Below are 17,202 nucleotides of genomic sequence, written 5' to 3'. Positions count from 1 at the left end.
GTTGTCCCTCGCTCAGTCGAGCGTGAAGGCGATGATGTTGTTGCCACGCTTGTAGTCGAGCTGGGTGTTGCCGCCCGCGCCGACCACGACATACTGCTTGCCGCCGATCATGTAGCTTGACGGCGGCGCGTTGACGCCGGCGCCGGCGCGGAAGCTCCACAGCTCCTTGCCGTTCGACGAATTGTAGGCCGCGAACTTGCCGTTGCCTTCGCCGGTGAAGACCAGGCCGCCGGCAGTGGCGAGGATGCCGCCGATCATCGGCTCGGGCGTCTGGACCTGCCACGTGATCTTGCCGGTGTTGTAGTTCACCGCCGTGATGTTGCCCGACTGCTTCTCGCTCGGGATCACCTTGAAGGCGCCGCCGAGCCACAGCTTGCCGTTCGGATAGGCCGAGGTCTCGACGTGGTAGGTCATCGGCTGGTGCAGGTTGATGGCATAGGCCAGCGACTGTCCCGGGTCGGTCGCGATCGGCGACCATTCGACGCCGCCATTGGCGCCGGGCAGCATGCGCGCACCTTCCTTGGTCGGCAGCACCCACATGTTCTCCTGCGGCACCATCGCCTCGGAGAAGCGGATCAGGCTGCAGTCCTTGCGATCGTGCACATAGATGTGCCCGGTCTTGCCGGCATGAATGACGCCGGGAATGGTCTTGCCGCCCTTGTCCTTGACGTCGACCAGCACGGTCGGGCTGACCGCGTCGAGGTCCCACACGTCATGGGCGATGTACTGGAAGTGGCAGACATACTTGCCGGTGTCGAGATCGAGCGAGACCAGCGAGTTGGTATAGAGATTGTCGCCGGGCCGGTTCGAACCGTCGAGGTCGGGCGACGGGTTGCCGACGACGAAGTAGATCCGGTTGGTCGCGAGATCGACCGACGGGTTCTGCCACACGCCGCCACCGAGCTTGGCATAGGGATCGCCGATCTTGGCGAGCATGTCCTTCTCGGCCTGGATATTGCGATGCATGTCGCGGCCGGTGGCGTCCTTGGTCGCCCAGACGCCGACCGAGTTCTCCGGAATGGTATTGAAATTCCAGAGCTGCTTGCCGGTCTTGGCGTCATAGGCGCGCACGAAGCCGCGGATGCCGTATTCGCCACCATTGGTGCCGATCAGGACCTTGTCCTTGACCACGGTCGGCGCCATCGTCTCGCTGTAGCCGAGTTCGGGATCGGCGATGTTGGTGGTCCAGACCACCTCGCCGGTCTTGGCATTCAGCGCCATCAGCTTGGAATCCAGCGTCGCCAGATAGACCCGGTCGCCGAGCACCTGGACGCCGCGATTGTTGGGACCGCAGCAATAGACGGTGATCGGGCCCATCTTGTGGGCGTAGTGCCAGAGCTGCTGGCCGGTCTTGGCGTCGAGCGCATAGACATGGCTGAACGACGTCGTGACATACATCACGCCGTCGACGACGATCGGGGATGTCTCGAGCGACTCCTTGACATCGGTCTGGAAGATCCAGGCGACGTGCAGGTTCTTCACATTGTCCCGGCTGATCTGCTTGCCCGGATAAAACCGCGTCTGGGCATAATTGCCATTGGTGAGCAGGAAGTCCTTGGCGTTCTTGTCCGCGGCGTTGAGCTGCTCCTGGGTCACCGGCGGGACATTGGCGTTGCCGAGGACCGACTGCTTCTCCTGCTTGACTTCCTGCGCGATGGCGGCGCCGGACAACAGGCCAACGCCGACCGCTGCGGCGAATGCCGCGAGCCCTTTCACATGCATGATTTCCCCCGTTATTTCTTGGTCGCAATATTAGGGATGGTGTTTGCTACTTCCCATCCGAGGCCTGGCCGCCGGAGCGAGCGCGCACCAATGGTGGCTCTCGTTGCGTTGCAATAGACAGTCTGAAATCAGCGACAGGTATCGATGGACGGGTTGCATGTTAGCGCCGTCCTTCACAAAGACAACCGATCCGCTCAATGCGAAGCCGGAACAGCATGCGTCCGCGCGCTCGAAATGCAGCGATCGCGGGCAGGCCATCTATCCGAGTGATATCGGGGTTTCCGGCGTCCTCACGCCGCGCCGGACGAATTCGCCTTCGCAAGCGCAGCACGCAAAATGAGACTAAGCGTCAAACGACGGCATCGCGCGGCGAGCCGCGCCGGCGGAGGCCATTGCTCTCCGCCGGCGCGATCACCTACTCCCAATACCAGGTCGAGAAATCATTCTCGAACTGCGGGACGTCCTTCCACACGCCCTTCAGCTTCTTGCTCGCAATCGTGATCAGCTGCGGCTGGAACAGGAAGCCGGCCACCGCATCGGTCGCCAGCATGCGCTGAGCATCGCCGAGCAGCTTGGCGCGGCCGGCCTCATCCGGCGTCGCCATGATCTGCCGGTACAGCGCGTTGAACGCCTCGGACTTGTAGCCGAGATAGTAATCCGGCTCGGTCAGCTTGACGAGGTCGAACGGCTCGACATGCGCGACGATGGTGAGATCGTAATTGTGCGGGCCGGTGAAGACCTGCGACAGCCACTGCGCCCATTCCACGTTCTCGATCTTGGCGATGATGCCGACCTTGGCGAGTTGCGCCGCCAGGATCTCGCCGCCCTGCCGCGCGTAGGACGGCGGCGGCAGCTTGAGGCTGAGCTCGAGCGGCGTCTTGACGCCGGCTTCCGCCAGCAGCTTCTTGGCGAGTTCGGGATCGTAGGGATTTATGCCGGTGGTATCGAAATAGCCGAGCGAACCCGGCGTGTAGAAGCTGCCGATCGGGGTGCCGAAGCCGTCGACCGCACCATCGATCATCGCCTTGCGGTCGATCGCGGCCAGGATGGCGCGGCGAACCCTGATGTCGTCGAGCGGCCTCTTGCGCTCGTTGATGCCGACGATGGTCTTGGCCTTGGAGCCGCCGATCAGCACGTTGAAGCGCGGATCGGCCTTGAACTGCGCGAGGCTGCGCGCCGCCGCGACCCGCGGAAACGCGTCGACATCGCCCGACAGCAGCGCCGCGACCTGGGCGGCGGGATCGCCGATGAAGCGGATCGTCACCTTGGAAAGCTTGATCGCGGCGGCGTTGCGATACTCCGGCCATTTGACCAGCGTGATCGACGAGCCCTTGGCCCAACTGCCGAGCGTATAGGGCCCGGTGCCGACCGGCTGCGTCACATCGGTCGGCGCGCTCTTCGCCTCGACGATCGAGCCCGATGCCTGGCCGAGCAGGAACGGCAGGTTCGGCTCGGCGTACTTCAGCGCGACGACGACGGTCTCCGGATCGGGCGCCGTCACCGACGCGAACGCCTGGTACAGGCTCCTGTCCTTGTTGGTCGAGGTCGGCGCCGCAGCGCGGTCGTAGCTGAACTTCACCGCCGCGGAATCGAACGACTCGCCATTGTGGAATTTGACGCCCTTGCGGAGCTTGAAAGTGTAGGTCTTGAGATCCGCTGACGCCTGCCAGCTCTCGGCGAGCAGCGGCGACACCGAGCCGTCCTCGTTGATCTTGGTCAGCGTCTCATAGACGTTGTAGAGCGTGACTTCGGCGATGGCCGCGGCGGCCGCGTTGGTCGGATCGAGCCCCGGCGGCTCCAGCGTCATGCCCATCACGACGCTGTCCTTCTTGCCCTGCGCGAGGCTCGGCAGCGGCGCTGCGGCGAGCGCCGCAGCCGCCGCGATGACGCACAATTTCCTCAACATTGGTCTGCTCCCCGGACGTGCTCTTCCATCGGCCTGGGCAGTCCTGCACAAAAGACTAATCGGCCTCGGCGACCACAGGCGGCAGGGCCATCACCGCTTCGGCGTAATGGCAGGCCGCCAGATGGGCGTCTCCTACCGTCCGTAGCGCAGGCGCGGTCTCGCGACAATGGCGGCCGGCCAGCGGGCAGCGCGGCGCGTAGGGGCAGCCGGTCGTGGCCGAGGCCTGCGAGCCGATCACCGGTGCGGCGCGGCGGCGCCGGACACCACCGGCGCGCGCCCGCGGAACCGCATCGAGCAGCGCACGCGTATAGGGATGGGCACTCCGGGCGAACAGATCGGCCGGCCGCCCCTGCTCGACGATCCTCCCCTGATACATCACCGCGATCTCGTCGCAGATGAGATCGACCACCGCGAGGTCGTGACTGATCAGGATGTAGCTCAGGCCGAACTCGTCCTGCAGATCCTGCATCAGATTGAGCACCTGCGCCTGCACCGAGACGTCGAGCGCCGAGACCGGTTCGTCGGCGACGATCAGCTTCGGCTGGGTGATCAGCGCGCGCGCAATCGCAATGCGCTGGCGCTGGCCGCCGGAGAATTCGTGCGGGAACTTGTCCATGTCGGCATCGCGCAGCCCGACCTGCCGCAGCACCGTGGCGACACGCTCGCGCAGGCCGGCGCGATCGATGCGCCCGATCGCCGTCAACGGCTCGGCCACGATGCGCGCAATGGTCTGCCGCGGATCGAGCGAACCGTAGGGATCCTGGAACACCATCTGGAAATCGCGGCGCGCGCGGCGCAGCTCGTCGGGCGGCATCCGGTTGAGGTCGCGGCCCAGCAACACGACCTGCCCCGACGTCGGCCGCTCCAGCGCCATCACCAGCCGCGCAAAGGTCGATTTGCCCGAACCGGATTCGCCGACGACGCCGAGGCTCCTGCCCGGCATGACCTGCGCGGTGACACCGTTGAGCGCATGCACCTGCGCCGCCGGCTTGAACAGGCTTTCGCGCGGCAGGGTGTATTGTTGCGCGAGATCGGTCACCGCAAGCAGCGGCGCCGCAGGCGCGGATTGATCAAGCGCCGTCATGCGCCAACGCCCCCGTCGGCCATCGAGACGTCGGTCCTGACGCAGCGCACGCCATGGCTCGCGCCGACATCGACCACGGCCGGCAGCGCCGCGCGGCAACGTTCTTCCGCGATCGCGCAGCGGTCGGCGAAGGTGCAGCCCGCGGGCAGATCGGCCAGCTCCGGCACGGTGCCGGCGATGGTCTTGAGCCGCGTCCCCTTGCGGGCGCCGAGCCGCGGCCGGGCGCGGAACAGGCCCTGCGTATAGGGATGGCCCATCCGCGTGAACACGGCATCGGTGGCGCCGCTTTCGACGACGGTGCCGCCATACATCACCATCATGCGATCGACATTCTCGGCGATCACGCCGAGATCGTGCGAGATCAGGATCATCGACATGCCGCGCTCCTCGACGAGACCGGCGATCAGGTCGAGGATCTGGCCCTGGATCGTGACGTCGAGCGCGGTGGTCGGCTCGTCGGCGATCAGCACATCAGGCTGGCAGGCCAGCGCCATTGCAATGGTGATGCGCTGGCGCTGCCCGCCGGAGAACTGGTGCGGATAGGCATCGACGCGTTTTGCCGCATCGGGCAGGCCGACGCGATCGAGCAAGGCGATCGCCTCCTGCCGCGCTTGACCCGCCGAGACGGCGGTGTGGCGCAGCAAGGGCTCGGCGACCTGGTGTCCGATCGTGTGCATCGGATTGAGCGCGGTCATCGGCTCCTGGAAGATCATGCTGATGCGGTTGCCGCGCAGCTTGCAATAGGCCCTATCGGATAAGCCGACGAGCTCCGCGCCATCGAGGCGGATGCTGCCGCTGATCACCGCGCTGTCCGGCAACAGCCCCATCAGGGCCAGCGCCGTGACCGACTTGCCGCAGCCGGATTCACCGACCAGCCCGAGCGTCTCACCGCGGCGAAGCGCAAAGCTGACGCCGCGCACGGCCAGCGCCGGGCCGCGGCTGGTGTTGAGCCGGACGCCCAGATTTTTCACCTCGATCAGCGGCGCGTCGCTCATGCTCAACGCTCCCGCGCCAGACGGGGATCGAGCAGATCGCGCAAGCCGTCGCCGAGCAGATTGAGCCCGAGCACCGCGATCGCGATCGCGGCGCCCGGATAGACCGCGAGCATCGGCGACTGGAACAGCAAGGTTTGCGCGTCGTTGAGCATGCGGCCCCAGGACGGCTGCGGCGGCTGGGTGCCGAGCCCCAGATAGGACAGCGCGGCCTCGGCGAGGATCGCGAGCGCGAACTGAATCGTCGCCTGCACGATCAGGATCGAAAGGATGTTCGGCAGCACATGCTCGATGGTGATGCGGAATGAGCCCTTGCCCGCGGCGCGCGCGGCCAGCACGAATTCACGGGCCCAGATCGCATTGCCCGAGCCGCGGGTGACGCGGACGAAGGTCGGAATCTGGAAGATGCCGATCGCGATGATCGACGTCAGCATGCCGGGGCCGGCGACGGCGGCCAGCATGATGGCCGACAGCACCGCGGGGAACGCGAAGGTGAAGTCGCTCATCCGCATGATGAGCTCCTCGGTCCAGCCCTTGCGGGCCGCCGCGATCAGGCCGAGGCAGACGCCAAAGCTCAGGCCGATGCCGACCGCGATGACGCCGACCATGATGGTGGAGCGTGCGCCGACCAGGAGGAGCGAGACGATGTCGCGGCCGAGCACGTCGGTGCCGAGCCAGTGTGCCGCCGACGGCAGGCGCAGTTTCGAAGCGACGTCGATGTCGTAGGCCGACCACGGTGTCCAGACCAGCGACAGCAGCGCGGCGCCGAGCACGAACAGGCTGAGCAGCGCGCCGAGCACGAAACTGCGATGGCGCAGCGCACGGCGCCAGAAGCCGGTCACAGGCCTTGCGCCCGGCACGATGGCCGCGGTGACGGCGGATGCGGTCAGCGGCGCGCTCACAGGTTCGCGACCTTGATGCGCGGGTCGATGAAGGCATAGAGCACATCGACCACGAAGTTCACGATCACGACCATCGCGGCGAGCAGCATCACGCAGTTGCGCACCACGATCAGGTCGCGGTTGGCGATCGACTGGAAGATCAGCCGGCCGAGGCCCGGCAGGTAGAACACGTTCTCGATCACGATGGTGCCGGCCAAGAGATTGGCGAATTGCAGGCCCATGACCGTCATGACCGGGATCATCGCGTTGCGCAGCACGTGGCGCCACAGCACCTCGCGCTTGCCGAGCCCCTTTGCGCGCGCGGTGCGCACAAAGTCCTCGCGCAGCACCTCCAGCACCGCCGAGCGCGTGACACGGGCGAGGATCGCGGCCTGCACCACGGCGAGCGAGATCGCGGGCAGCAACAGCGAGCGAATGCCGGGCCAGACACCGTCATCCCAGCCGGCGAACCCGCCGGCTGACAGCAATTGCAGCTTCACCGAGAACAGCAGGATCAGGAGGATCGCAAACCAGAAGTTCGGCAGCGCGATGCCGACCTGCGTCAGCGACATCACGCCGACATCGCCGAGCTTGTTGTGGTTGGCGGCGGTATAGATGCCGGCGGCGAGCGCCAGCACCACCGTGATCGACATCGACATGATCGCGAGCGGGATCGTCAGCACCAGCCGCTCCGCGATCAGGGCCGCCACCGGCGTGCCATGGACGTAGCTGTTGCCGAGATCACCGACCGCCATGCCCTTGAGCCAGAGCAGGTAGCGGACCATGAGTGGCTGATCGAGCCCGAGCTTGACGGTAAGCGCGCGCACCGCATCGGGCGAGGCGTCGGCGCCCATCAGCATCTGGGCGGCGTTGCCGGGCAGCGCATCGAGCACGAGGAAAATGATCAGCGACGCCGCGAACAGCGTCGCCATTAGGGTCAGGATTCGCCGCAGGAAGAATACGCTCATGCCCGTTCGACGCGTGAGGAACAGGCTGCAGGTTTCACCATGTTCGCGAACGAATGCAAGCCCTTCACGCGGCTAGCGCCGGCCAGCGGCCGAGCAGATCGCTCGCCTGCTCGAACAGCGCCGCCGCGCGCAGCAGTTCCGCATCGGCCCGGAAGCGGCCGACCAGATGCAGGCCGATCGGCAGGCCGTCGCGGCCGAAGCCCGCGGGGATGCTGACCGCGGGATGCCCGGTCATGTTGAACAGCATGGTCCAGGGAAACCAGTGCGGGCGGACGTTGTCGAAGCTCTGCCCGTCGATCTCGATGGTGCCGAACAGATCCTGATCGATCGGCAGCGCCGTGCGGGTCAGGGTCGGCATCGCCAGGAGGTCACCGCGCGCGAACAGCGACTGCACGCGGCGGAACAGCGCGGTGCGCTCGAACATCGCCTGCTGGTAGTCGACGCCGCTGACCCTTGCAGCGAGCGCGAGCTGCTTCAGGAACGTTGCACTGAGGTCATCGGGATGATCGGCTGCGAGCGTCTCGAAGCGGCTGCGCCAGACCGTGTGATTGATGGCGCGCCAGATCGGCTCGATGTCAAAGCCCTCGCCGGAGAATTCCTCGAGTTCCGCACCCAAGCCGGCCAGCCGGTCGAGGCTCGCCTTGAACGCAGCGGCGACATCCGCGGTCACCGGGCGGCCCGGCGGCGACAGGCAGAACAGCACCCGCCTGCCCCTGAGATCACCGCGCGGCGCGGCGCGGTCGAGATAATCAGGCACCGGCACGCCGATCGACCACGGGTCTGACGGATCCTCGCCGGCCATCGCCTGCATCATCAGCGCGGTGTCAGCCACATTGCGCGTGGTCGGGGTGACATAGGTCTGGTTGCCGAAGGCGTCCTGCACCTGGCTGTGCGGGATCACGCCGTTGCTCTGCTTGATCCCGACCACGCCGTTGCAGGCCGCGGGAATCCGGGTCGAGCCGCCACCGTCGGTCGCAACCGCCAGCGGCGCGATGCCGCTTGCGACCGCCACCGCCGCGCCGCCGCTGGAGCCGCCGCTGGAGCGCTCGGCACTCCACGCATTGCGGGTGCGGCCGAACAGCGGCGAGTCGGTCAGGCACTTGCTGCCGAATTCCGGCGTCGTGGTCTTGCCGAGCAATATTCCGCCCTGCGCACGGAGCCGGGCGACTGCGACCGCATCATTGTCGGGCACGTTATCCTTGTAGGGTACCGCGCCGAAGGTGGTCCGTACGCCCCGGGTGCTGACGATGTCCTTCACCGTGAAGGGGATGCCGTGCAGCAGACCGAGCGGCTCGCCGGCCGTGATTTGGCGCTCCGCGGCCTTCGCCTGCGCCATCGCCTCCTCGCCGCACAGCGTGATGAAGCAGTTCAATTCGGCTTGCAACCGCTCGGCGCGCGCCAGCACCGCGGCGGTGATCTCGACCGGCGACACGTCCTTGCGAGCGATCCGGGCGCGAAGTTCAACGGCTGACAGCAGGCACAGGTCGTCGCTCATTCGGCACGCGCTCGCATCGGTATTCGATGAGGGCATCGTGCCGCGCCCCACGCGGCAAGTCCATCGCCCCGCGCGCATGGCTTACCAGGTGTCGGCGGGCAACTCCCGGCTGCGCGGCGGATCGGCGCCCGCGCGGGTGCAGGTGAAGGCGGCGCATTTGCAGGCAAAGGACAGTGCGCGGGTGAGTTCGGCCGCGGACATGCCGGCGAGCCGCTGCCGCGCGATCCGGTCCAGCCGATGCAATGCGGCGAGCAAGGCGGCCTGAAAACTGTCGCCGGCGCCGATCGTATCCACGACGTTGACGACAGGCGCCTTGACCTCGATCGGTCCGGCCTTTTGGTGCCAGGCGGAGGCGCCGTCATTGCTGCGCGTGATGACGACCAGCGATGCGCCGCCGGACAGCAGCGCCCCGGCCCGCGCCGCATAGGCCTCGTCGCCGAACAGATAGGCGAAGTCGACGTCGGACATCTTCACGATGTCCGCCTTGGCGCAGAACGCCAGCATGCGTGCGCGATAGGCGTCCTTGTCCTTGACCAGATTCGGCCGGCAGTTCGGATCGAGCGCGATCGTCACATGCAGGCGCGCATCCTCGATGAAGGCCAGCGTCTCGGCCGCGCCCTTGTCATGCACCAGCGTGGTCGATCCGGTATGCAGGCAGGTGACGCCGTCGAGCGCGATCGCCTCGCGCCGATAGGTCCAGTTCCGCGATGCGGTGTCGGCGTCGTAGAAGGCGTATTGCGTCTCGGTGCCGGTCACGCGCGCAAACGCCAGCGTGGCCTGGCGATCGCTGCGGGTCGCGCGGTCGAGATCTACGCCCGACGCCGCGGCATGATCGGCGATCATCCGGCCGAACGTGTCGGTCGCGATGCCGCCGACAAACCCGGTGGGAACATCGAGCCGCGCGCTTCCGATCGCGACGTTGAGGCAGGAGCCGCCGACCGCGGGCGTCATCGCCTCGCGTCCATCCGCCGTCCGTGACGGCAGGAAATCGATCAGCGCATCTCCGCAACTCAGCAGCATGCAAACACCCTAGGTCGGCGCCTCGCCGGGCGCCCGCTTCATTGCCTCGCGGCTGTCGCGATCGAGCGCCCGCAACATCTTGTGCACGCCGCGCTTCTGGCGGTGGAAATCGGCAAGCTCGAGCATGGTCGGCTCGCTCAACCGCCCGAGCGCCGACATGCCAGCCATTGCAGAGTTGATTGAATGATGCGCGCCGCTGGCGACTGCGCCCAGCATCGCGGCACCGAGCAATACGGGTTCTTGCGTCTGCGGCAACGCCACCGTGTAGCCGGTGGTATCGGCCATGATCTGGCGCACCAAGGGGCTGCGGCTCGCACCACCGCCGATCACGATGGTCTTGCCGCTGACACCATGGGCCTGCAAGGCGTCGATGACGTCGGCAAGGCCGTAGGCAAGCCCGCACAGGCCGGCGACGAACAGCCGCTCCAGTGCCGACACGTCGGTGTCGAGATCGAGCCCCGCGATCACCGCGCGTGAGCCGGGATCGGCATAGGGCGAACGGTTGCCGAGGAATTCCGGCAGGACATGGACGTTGCGCGCGAGCAGCGCGGCCGCGCCGGCATTGCCGCTGCGCGCCAGGATGCGCTTCTCGAGATATTCGATGACGTCGACGCCGTCGCTCTTCGCGGCGGCCGAAACCTCGGCATGCGCCGGATGCGACTTGAGCAGATGATCGATCGCGGCGCCCGCTGCCGACTGCCCGCCCTCGTTGAGCCAGAAGCCCGGCACCATGCCTTCGAAATACGGGCCCCAGACGCCGGGCACGAAGCAGGGATCGACGGTGGTCGCCATGATGCAGGCCGACGTTCCCATGATGTAGGCGAGCCGCTGGCAGACATCGACCTCGGCGCCGGAGCCGCCGCGGCCGCCGATCGCGCCGACGCCGCCGGCATGGGCATCGATCAGCGAGGCGCCGACCGCAGTTCCCGGCATCAGGCCCAGATCGCGCGCGGCATCGTCCGACAGCCCGCGGCCGAGCGGCGAGCCCGGCGGCACGATCTCGGTGCCGATCCGCGCGAAGCGATCGGCCGCGAGCGCCTCGAGCCCGACCCGCTTGAGGAAGGGTTCGCTCCAGCCGCCCTCGCCCGCCACATAGGTCCATTTGCAGGTGACCGTGCAGGTCGAGCGCGCCAGCGAGCCTGACGCGCGGAACGACAGATAGTCGGCGAGATCGAAGAAGTGCCCGGCGGCCTCGAAGGTCGCGGGTTGATGCCGCTTCAGCCAGAGGATTTTCGGGATCTCCATCTCCGGCGAGATGGCGCCGCCGACATAGCGCAGCACGCGGTCGCCGGTCGCGTTGACGAATTCGGTCTCGTCCATCGCGCGATGATCCATCCAGACCACGACGTTGCGCGCGGCATCGCCGGACGGGCTGACGGTGAGCGGCCGCCCTGCTTTGTCGAGCACGACCAGCGAACAGGTCGCGTCGAAGCCGATGCCCCTGACCTGCTCGGGCGCGACTGCCGCCTCGCGCAGCGCATGGCGCACCGAGGCGACGCAGGCCGCCCAGATATCATCGGACGACTGCTCGACGATATCGCCCGGCTCATGCCAGACCCGGATCGGATGCCGGGCCGAGCCCAACAGCTTGCCGGTCTCGTCGAATACACCCGCGCGGGCGCTGGTGCTCCCGACGTCCACCCCGATAAAGGCCTGCCGCATGACCGCTCCGTTATTTGCGGGGCAAGCCTACCAGCAAGTGTAGCCGCCATCGACCAGAACGATGCTTCCGGTCATCAGGCTCGCCGCCTCGGAGGCAAGGAACAAGACGACGGAGGCGATCTCGTCGACCTGTCCCATCCGGGCCATCGGGGTTCCACCGATCCAGGCGTCATACATTTTGGGGCTGTTCTTCACGAAGGCGTTCAGCGGGGTCTCGATATAGGTCGGCGCCACCGCGTTGACGCGAACCCCGCGCGCGCCCCACTCGGCCGCGAGCGATTTGGTGAGATGATGTACCGCGGCCTTGGAGGCGTTGTAGAAGCATTGTTCCTGCGGCTTGTTGACGATGAAGCCGGACATCGAGCCGACATTGACGATGGCGCCGGACTTCGCCTTCAGCATGTGATTGCCGAACGCGCGGCAGCACCAGAAGGTGCCGTTCAGATTGACGTCGATGACGTTGAGCCAGTGCTCGTCGGTCACGGTCTCGGCCGGCGTCTCGCTGCGCGCGATGCCGGCATTGTTGACGAGGATGTCGACCTTGCCGTACTTGCGCACCAATTCGTCGGCGACCGCCGAGACGCGCCCGGAATCCGTCACGTCCATCAGCGCGATATCGGCGTCAAAACCCTTGGCCTTCAGCGCCGCCTGCGCGTCATTGGCGGCCTTGGCGTCGCGGTCGCCGATGATGACCTTGGCGCCGGCCTCCGCCAGCGCTTCGGCGCAGGCGAGCCCGATGCCCTGACCCGCGCCGGTGATGATGGCGGTCTTGCCGCCGAGCCTGAATTTCTCGAGATACATTTTCTTCTTCCTTTGCCTAGAGCCCGCATGTCGCGGACGTGCCGCCCCGGCCAGGGCGAGATCGACTGTGGAGATCCTCCGCGCCCTATGCGTGGATCGATTTTCCGCTGTCGTCGAAACGATGGATGCGCGCCGGATCCGGGATCAGCGACACCTTGTCGCCGGGATGCAGGTCGAGCTCGCCGACATAGCGCGCGGTCAGCATTCCCAGCGGTCCGGCGTCGACATAGAGGAAGGTGTCGCTGCCGAGATGCTCGGCGACCGAGACGGTGCCGTGCCAGCCGCCCTGCCCGTCGCGCTCGACCTTGAGATGCTCGGGGCGCACGCCGATGGTGGTGGCGCCCTGCTGTCTCGCTAGATCGCCGGTGACGAAATTCATCTTCGGCGAGCCGATGAAGCCAGCGACGAACAGGTTGGCCGGCTTCTCGTAGAGTTCGAGCGGCGAACCGTATTGCTCGATCTTGCCGCCGTTCAGCACCACGATCTTGTCGGCCATGGTCATGGCCTCGACCTGGTCGTGGGTGACGTAGATCGCCGTGGTGCCGAGCTGTTTCTGCAAGCGCGTCACCTCGAGCCGCATCTGCACGCGCAGCGCGGCGTCGAGGTTCGACAGCGGCTCGTCGAACAGGAACGCTTTCGGCTCGCGCACGATGGCGCGCCCGATCGCAACGCGCTGGCGCTGGCCGCCGGAGAGCTCGCGCGGCTTGCGGTCGAGATAGGGCGTGAGGTTGAGGGTCGCCGCCGCGGCCTCGACCTTGCGGTTGATCTCGTCCTTGGCGATCCCGGCCATCTTCAGGCCGAACGCGATGTTGCCGCGCACGCTCATATGCGGGTAGAGCGCGTAGGACTGGAACACCATCGACAGCCCGCGCTTGGCCGGCGGCACGTCCACCACGTTGCGTCCGTCGATCAGGATGGCGCCGCCGGTGACGTCCTCGAGCCCCGCGATCAACCTGAGCAGCGTGGTCTTGCCGCAGCCGGACGGACCGACGAAGACGACGAAGGAGCCGTCGGCGATGTCTAGGTCGGCGCCCTTGATGATATGGACCGGCCCGAACGATTTTTGCACACCCTGCAGCGTAATCTGACCCATGGAAAAGCCTTTCTGCTACTTGACCGCGCCGAAGGTCAGGCCGCGGACGAGCTGCCGCTGACTGAACCAGCCGAGCACGAGAATGGGCGCGATCGCGAGCGTCGACGCCGCCGACAATTTCGCCCAGAACAATCCTTCCGGGCTGGAATAGGATGCGATGAACACGGTGAGCGGCGCGGCCTCGAGCGTCGACAGGTTCAACGTCCAGAACGCCTCGTTCCACGCCAGGATCAGGTTGAGCAGCATGGTCGAGGCGAGCCCCGGCACCGCCATCGGCGTCAGCACGTAGATCAGCTCGCGCCCGATCGTGGCGCCGTCCATCCGCGCCGCCTCGAGAATGTCCTTCGGGATCTCCTTGAAATAGGTGAACAGCATCCAGATCACGATCGGCAGGTTGCCGAGGCAGAGGATGAAGATCAGGCCGCTGCGGGTGTCGAGCAGGCCGAAATTCCGGTAGATCAAATAGATCGGCACCAGCACGCCGACCGGCGGCATCATCTTGGTGGAGAGCATCCAGAGCAGCACGTCCTTGGTCCGCTTGGTCGGCGAGAACGCCATCGACCACGCCGCGGGGATCGCGATCAGCATCGCGATCAAGGTCGAGCCGCCGGCGATGATGATCGAGTTGAGCGCGTGGTGGAGATAGTCGCTACGCTCCTGCACCGTGACGTAGTTCTCCGTGGTCCAGTGGAAGAACAGGAACGACGGCGGGATCGCGAACGCTTCGAGCTCGGTCTTGAAGCTCGCCAGCACCATCCAGAGGATCGGGAAGAAGATCAGGAAGCCGACCAGCCAGGCCGCCGCCGTCGAGATCACCTTGTTCCGTGTCGTGACCATCCGCGCCATGACGTTATGCCTCCAGATTCCGGCCGACGATGCGAACGAGGAAGAACGCGACGATGTTGGCGAGCACCACTGCGACCAGTCCGCCCGCCGAAGCGCTGCCGACGTCGTACTGGATCAGCGCCTGCGAGTAGATCAGGAAGGCGATGTTGGTGGTCTGCAGGCCGGGGCCGCCGCCGGTGGTGACGAAGATCTCGGCAAACACCGTGAGCAGGAAGATGGTCTCGATCAGGATCACCACCGTGATCGGACGCGCCAGATGCGGCAGCGTGATGTAGATGAAGGTCGAGATCGCGCTCGCCCCGTCCATCTCGGCCGCCTCCTTCTGCTCCTCGTCGAGCGATTGCAGCGCGGTGAGCAGGATCAGGGTCGCGAACGGCAGCCACTGCCAGGAGATGATCAGGATCACCGAGAACAGCGGCGCGTCGTTGAACCAGTCGATCGCCGGCAGGCCGAACAGATGCGCAATCCAGGCGAACAGGCCCGACACCGGATGCATCAAGAGGTTCTTCCAGACCAGCGCGCTCACCGTCGGCATCACGAAGAACGGCGCGATCACCATCAGCCGGACGATCGAGAGCCCGACCACCTGCTGGTCGAGCAACAGCGCCAGCGGCACGCCAAGGATGATCGTGATCGCGAGCACCGAGCCGACCAGCACCAGCGTGTTCTGCAGCGAGGCGAGGAAGGCGGGATCGGTGAGGAAGTAGCGGAAGTTCTCCAGCCCGACGAAGGATTCGGAGCCGGGATCGAGCAGATTGTAGTGCAGGGTCGCGAAGTAGATCGTGAGCGCCAGCGGCACGATCATCCAGATGAACAGCAGCGCCACGGCCGGCGTGAGCAGCGTGCGTGCGAGCAGTTGGGTCTGCTGGGTCGCCATCCCCGCCTCCTTCTTAAGGAAAGGAGCGACCATCCAGCTGCGGGACAGGATGGTCGCGAGTGGCCCAGCTCGGGAGGTCTAAGCTGGTCGGGAGGCCGGGGCGTTTGACACGCCCTGGCTGTTGTCAGGCGTGCTCTACTTGATGTAGCCCGCGCGCTTCATTTCGCGCTCGGTCGCGGATTGCGCGGCTGACAGCGCCGCATCGACTGACGTCGAGCCGGACAACGCGGCCGAGAACTGCTGGCCCACCTGGGTGCCGATGCCCTGGAATTCAGGGATCGCCGCATATTGCACACCCACGTAAGGCACGGGCTTCACGGTCGGGTGGCTCGGATCAGCCGCATCGATCGAGGCCAAGGTCATCTTGGCGAACGGCGCCGCCTTCAGATACTCGGGATTCTGGTACAGCGAGGCCCGTGTTCCCGGAGGCACGTTGGACCAGCCTTCCTTGGACGCGACGAGCTTGGAATAATCCTTGCTGGTCGCCCAGGCGATGAACTTCTCGGCCGCATCGACCTTCTTCGAGCCGGCGGGGATCGCCAGGCTCCACGCCCACAGCCAGTTGGCGTTCTTGCCGAGGCCGGTGTTCGGCGCCAGCGCGAAGCCGACCTTGCCGGCGACCGTGGACTGCGCCGGGTTGGTCACGAAGGATGCCGCCACCGTGGCGTCGATCCACATCGCGCATTTGCCGGCGTTGAACAGCGCGAGATTCTCGTTGAAGCCGTTGGAGCTGGCGCCGGGAGGGCCGGCCTGCTTCATCAGGTCGACATAGGTCGTGAGCGTCTTCTTCCATTCCGGCGAATTGAACTGCGGCTCCCACTTCTCGTCGAACCAGCGCGCGCCGAAGGAATTGGCCATCGCGGTCAGGAACGCCATGTTCTCGCCCCAGCCGGCCTTGCCGCGCAGGCAGATGCCGTAGACGCCGGCCGACTTGTCGGTCAGCTTCTTGGCGGCGTCGACCACGAAGTCCCAGGTCGGGCTTTCCGGCATCTTCAGGCCGGCCTTGTCGAACAGGTCGGTGCGGTACATCACCATCGAGCTCTCGCCATAGAACGGCGCGGCGTAGAGCTTGCCGTCGACCGACACCGCATCCTTGATCTTCGGCAACAGGTCGCCGACGTCGTAATCGGCGCCGAGCTTGTCGAGCGGCACCAGCCAGTTCTTCTTGGCCCAGATCGGCACCTCATAGGTGCCGATGGTGAGCACGTCGAACTGGCCGCCCTTGGTGGCGATGTCGGTGGTCACGCGCTGGCGCAGCACGTTCTCTTCGAGCGTCACCCATTTGACTGATATGTCGGGGTTCTTCGCGGTGAATTCGCTGGTGAGCCCCTGCATGCGGATCATGTCGCCGTTGTTGACGGTCGCCACTGTCAGCGTGGTCTGGGCGATCGAGGGGGCAGAGATCAAAAGACTGGCCGCGCCCGCAACGGCGCAAAGGACGTTTTTCAAGGTGACCTCCCTTATGTCACGTTGAGCATATGCCCACGTGTTGAGCGTATGTTCATCCTGTCGTCAAAATTTGTCAAGCGCGCGGGGGGCGCCGCCGTGCGCGATTGCGGGTTCCACCACAGCCTGGAATGGAGGTTTTTGCGGAAGCGAACAGGATCGTTCTATGCCGCGGCACAACCGTTACTCCTCATCCTGAGAGCTTGTGAAGCTATTCACCCGTCATTGCGAGGAGCGATAGCGACGAAGCAATCCATGCTTCCGCGTATGCCGCGCGATGGATTGCTTCGCTTCGCTCGCAATGACGCGGATAGAGCTGCGCGCCCCGTCACCCTGAGGAGCCTGCGAAGCGGGCGTCTCGAAGGATGCAGGCCCGAGATGTAAGCCCAACCGGGCCTCATGGTTCGAG

Annotated in this window: 14 protein-coding genes; all 14 read right to left on the bottom strand. The window is 66.0% G+C overall.

Annotated elements, in window-relative coordinates; genetic code table 11:
• Window positions 1-12: 12 nt before the first annotated feature.
• Window positions 13-1,722 carry an outer membrane protein assembly factor BamB family protein gene (locus ACVILL_RS20535; RefSeq protein WP_456730716.1) on the bottom strand — a complete coding sequence of 570 codons (1,710 nt, stop codon included), beginning with the start codon at window positions 1,720-1,722 and terminating at the stop codon, window positions 13-15.
• Between the two features lie 415 nt (window positions 1,723-2,137).
• A complete protein-coding gene (locus tag ACVILL_RS20530; RefSeq protein ID WP_456730715.1) occupies window positions 2,138-3,628 on the bottom strand; it encodes an ABC transporter substrate-binding protein in 1,491 nt (496 codons plus the stop codon).
• 55 nt (window positions 3,629-3,683) lie between these two features.
• Window positions 3,684-4,712, bottom strand: coding sequence for an ABC transporter ATP-binding protein (locus ACVILL_RS20525; protein ID WP_456730714.1), 1,029 nt, complete (start codon window positions 4,710-4,712; stop codon window positions 3,684-3,686).
• Window positions 4,709-5,707 (bottom strand): ABC transporter ATP-binding protein, encoded by a 999-nt coding sequence (locus tag ACVILL_RS20520; RefSeq protein WP_456730713.1) that lies wholly within the window; start codon window positions 5,705-5,707, stop codon window positions 4,709-4,711. The genes ACVILL_RS20525 and ACVILL_RS20520 overlap by 4 nt, the downstream gene beginning before the upstream one ends.
• Before the next feature lie 2 nt (window positions 5,708-5,709).
• Window positions 5,710-6,606 (bottom strand): ABC transporter permease, encoded by an 897-nt coding sequence (locus tag ACVILL_RS20515; RefSeq protein ID WP_456730712.1) that lies wholly within the window; start codon window positions 6,604-6,606, stop codon window positions 5,710-5,712.
• Entirely contained in the window at window positions 6,603-7,553 is a 951-nt protein-coding gene (locus ACVILL_RS20510; protein ID WP_456730711.1) for an ABC transporter permease, read from the bottom strand. Before ACVILL_RS20510 ends, ACVILL_RS20515 begins: the two co-directional genes overlap by 4 nt.
• Before the next feature lie 64 nt (window positions 7,554-7,617).
• Window positions 7,618-9,048, bottom strand: coding sequence for an amidase (locus ACVILL_RS20505; protein ID WP_456730710.1), 1,431 nt, complete (start codon window positions 9,046-9,048; stop codon window positions 7,618-7,620).
• An 81-nt stretch (window positions 9,049-9,129) separates the two neighbouring features.
• Window positions 9,130-10,068, bottom strand: coding sequence for a carbohydrate kinase family protein (locus ACVILL_RS20500; RefSeq protein WP_456730709.1), 939 nt, complete (start codon window positions 10,066-10,068; stop codon window positions 9,130-9,132).
• 9 nt (window positions 10,069-10,077) lie between these two features.
• The gene (locus ACVILL_RS20495) at window positions 10,078-11,730 is read right to left on the bottom strand and encodes an FGGY-family carbohydrate kinase (RefSeq protein ID WP_456730708.1); all 1,653 of its coding nucleotides are present in this window, start codon (window positions 11,728-11,730) and stop codon (window positions 10,078-10,080) included.
• A 27-nt stretch (window positions 11,731-11,757) separates the two neighbouring features.
• On the bottom strand, window positions 11,758-12,531 hold the full coding sequence (locus ACVILL_RS20490; RefSeq protein ID WP_456730707.1) for an SDR family NAD(P)-dependent oxidoreductase: 774 nt from the start codon (window positions 12,529-12,531) through the stop codon (window positions 11,758-11,760).
• 85 nt (window positions 12,532-12,616) lie between these two features.
• The gene (locus ACVILL_RS20485) at window positions 12,617-13,624 is read right to left on the bottom strand and encodes an ABC transporter ATP-binding protein (protein WP_456730706.1); all 1,008 of its coding nucleotides are present in this window, start codon (window positions 13,622-13,624) and stop codon (window positions 12,617-12,619) included.
• A gap of 15 nt (window positions 13,625-13,639) precedes the next feature.
• Window positions 13,640-14,470, bottom strand: coding sequence for a carbohydrate ABC transporter permease (locus ACVILL_RS20480; protein WP_456730705.1), 831 nt, complete (start codon window positions 14,468-14,470; stop codon window positions 13,640-13,642).
• Window positions 14,471-14,474: 4 nt separating this feature from the next.
• Window positions 14,475-15,347, bottom strand: coding sequence for a carbohydrate ABC transporter permease (locus ACVILL_RS20475; RefSeq protein WP_024583852.1), 873 nt, complete (start codon window positions 15,345-15,347; stop codon window positions 14,475-14,477).
• Window positions 15,348-15,482: 135 nt separating this feature from the next.
• Entirely contained in the window at window positions 15,483-16,796 is a 1,314-nt protein-coding gene (locus tag ACVILL_RS20470) for an ABC transporter substrate-binding protein (protein WP_456730704.1), read from the bottom strand.
• Window positions 16,797-17,202: the final 406 nt, after the last annotated feature.

This window comes from Bradyrhizobium sp. USDA 3364, assembly GCF_054056355.1.
This window is presented reverse-complemented; position numbering and strand designations above follow the sequence as displayed.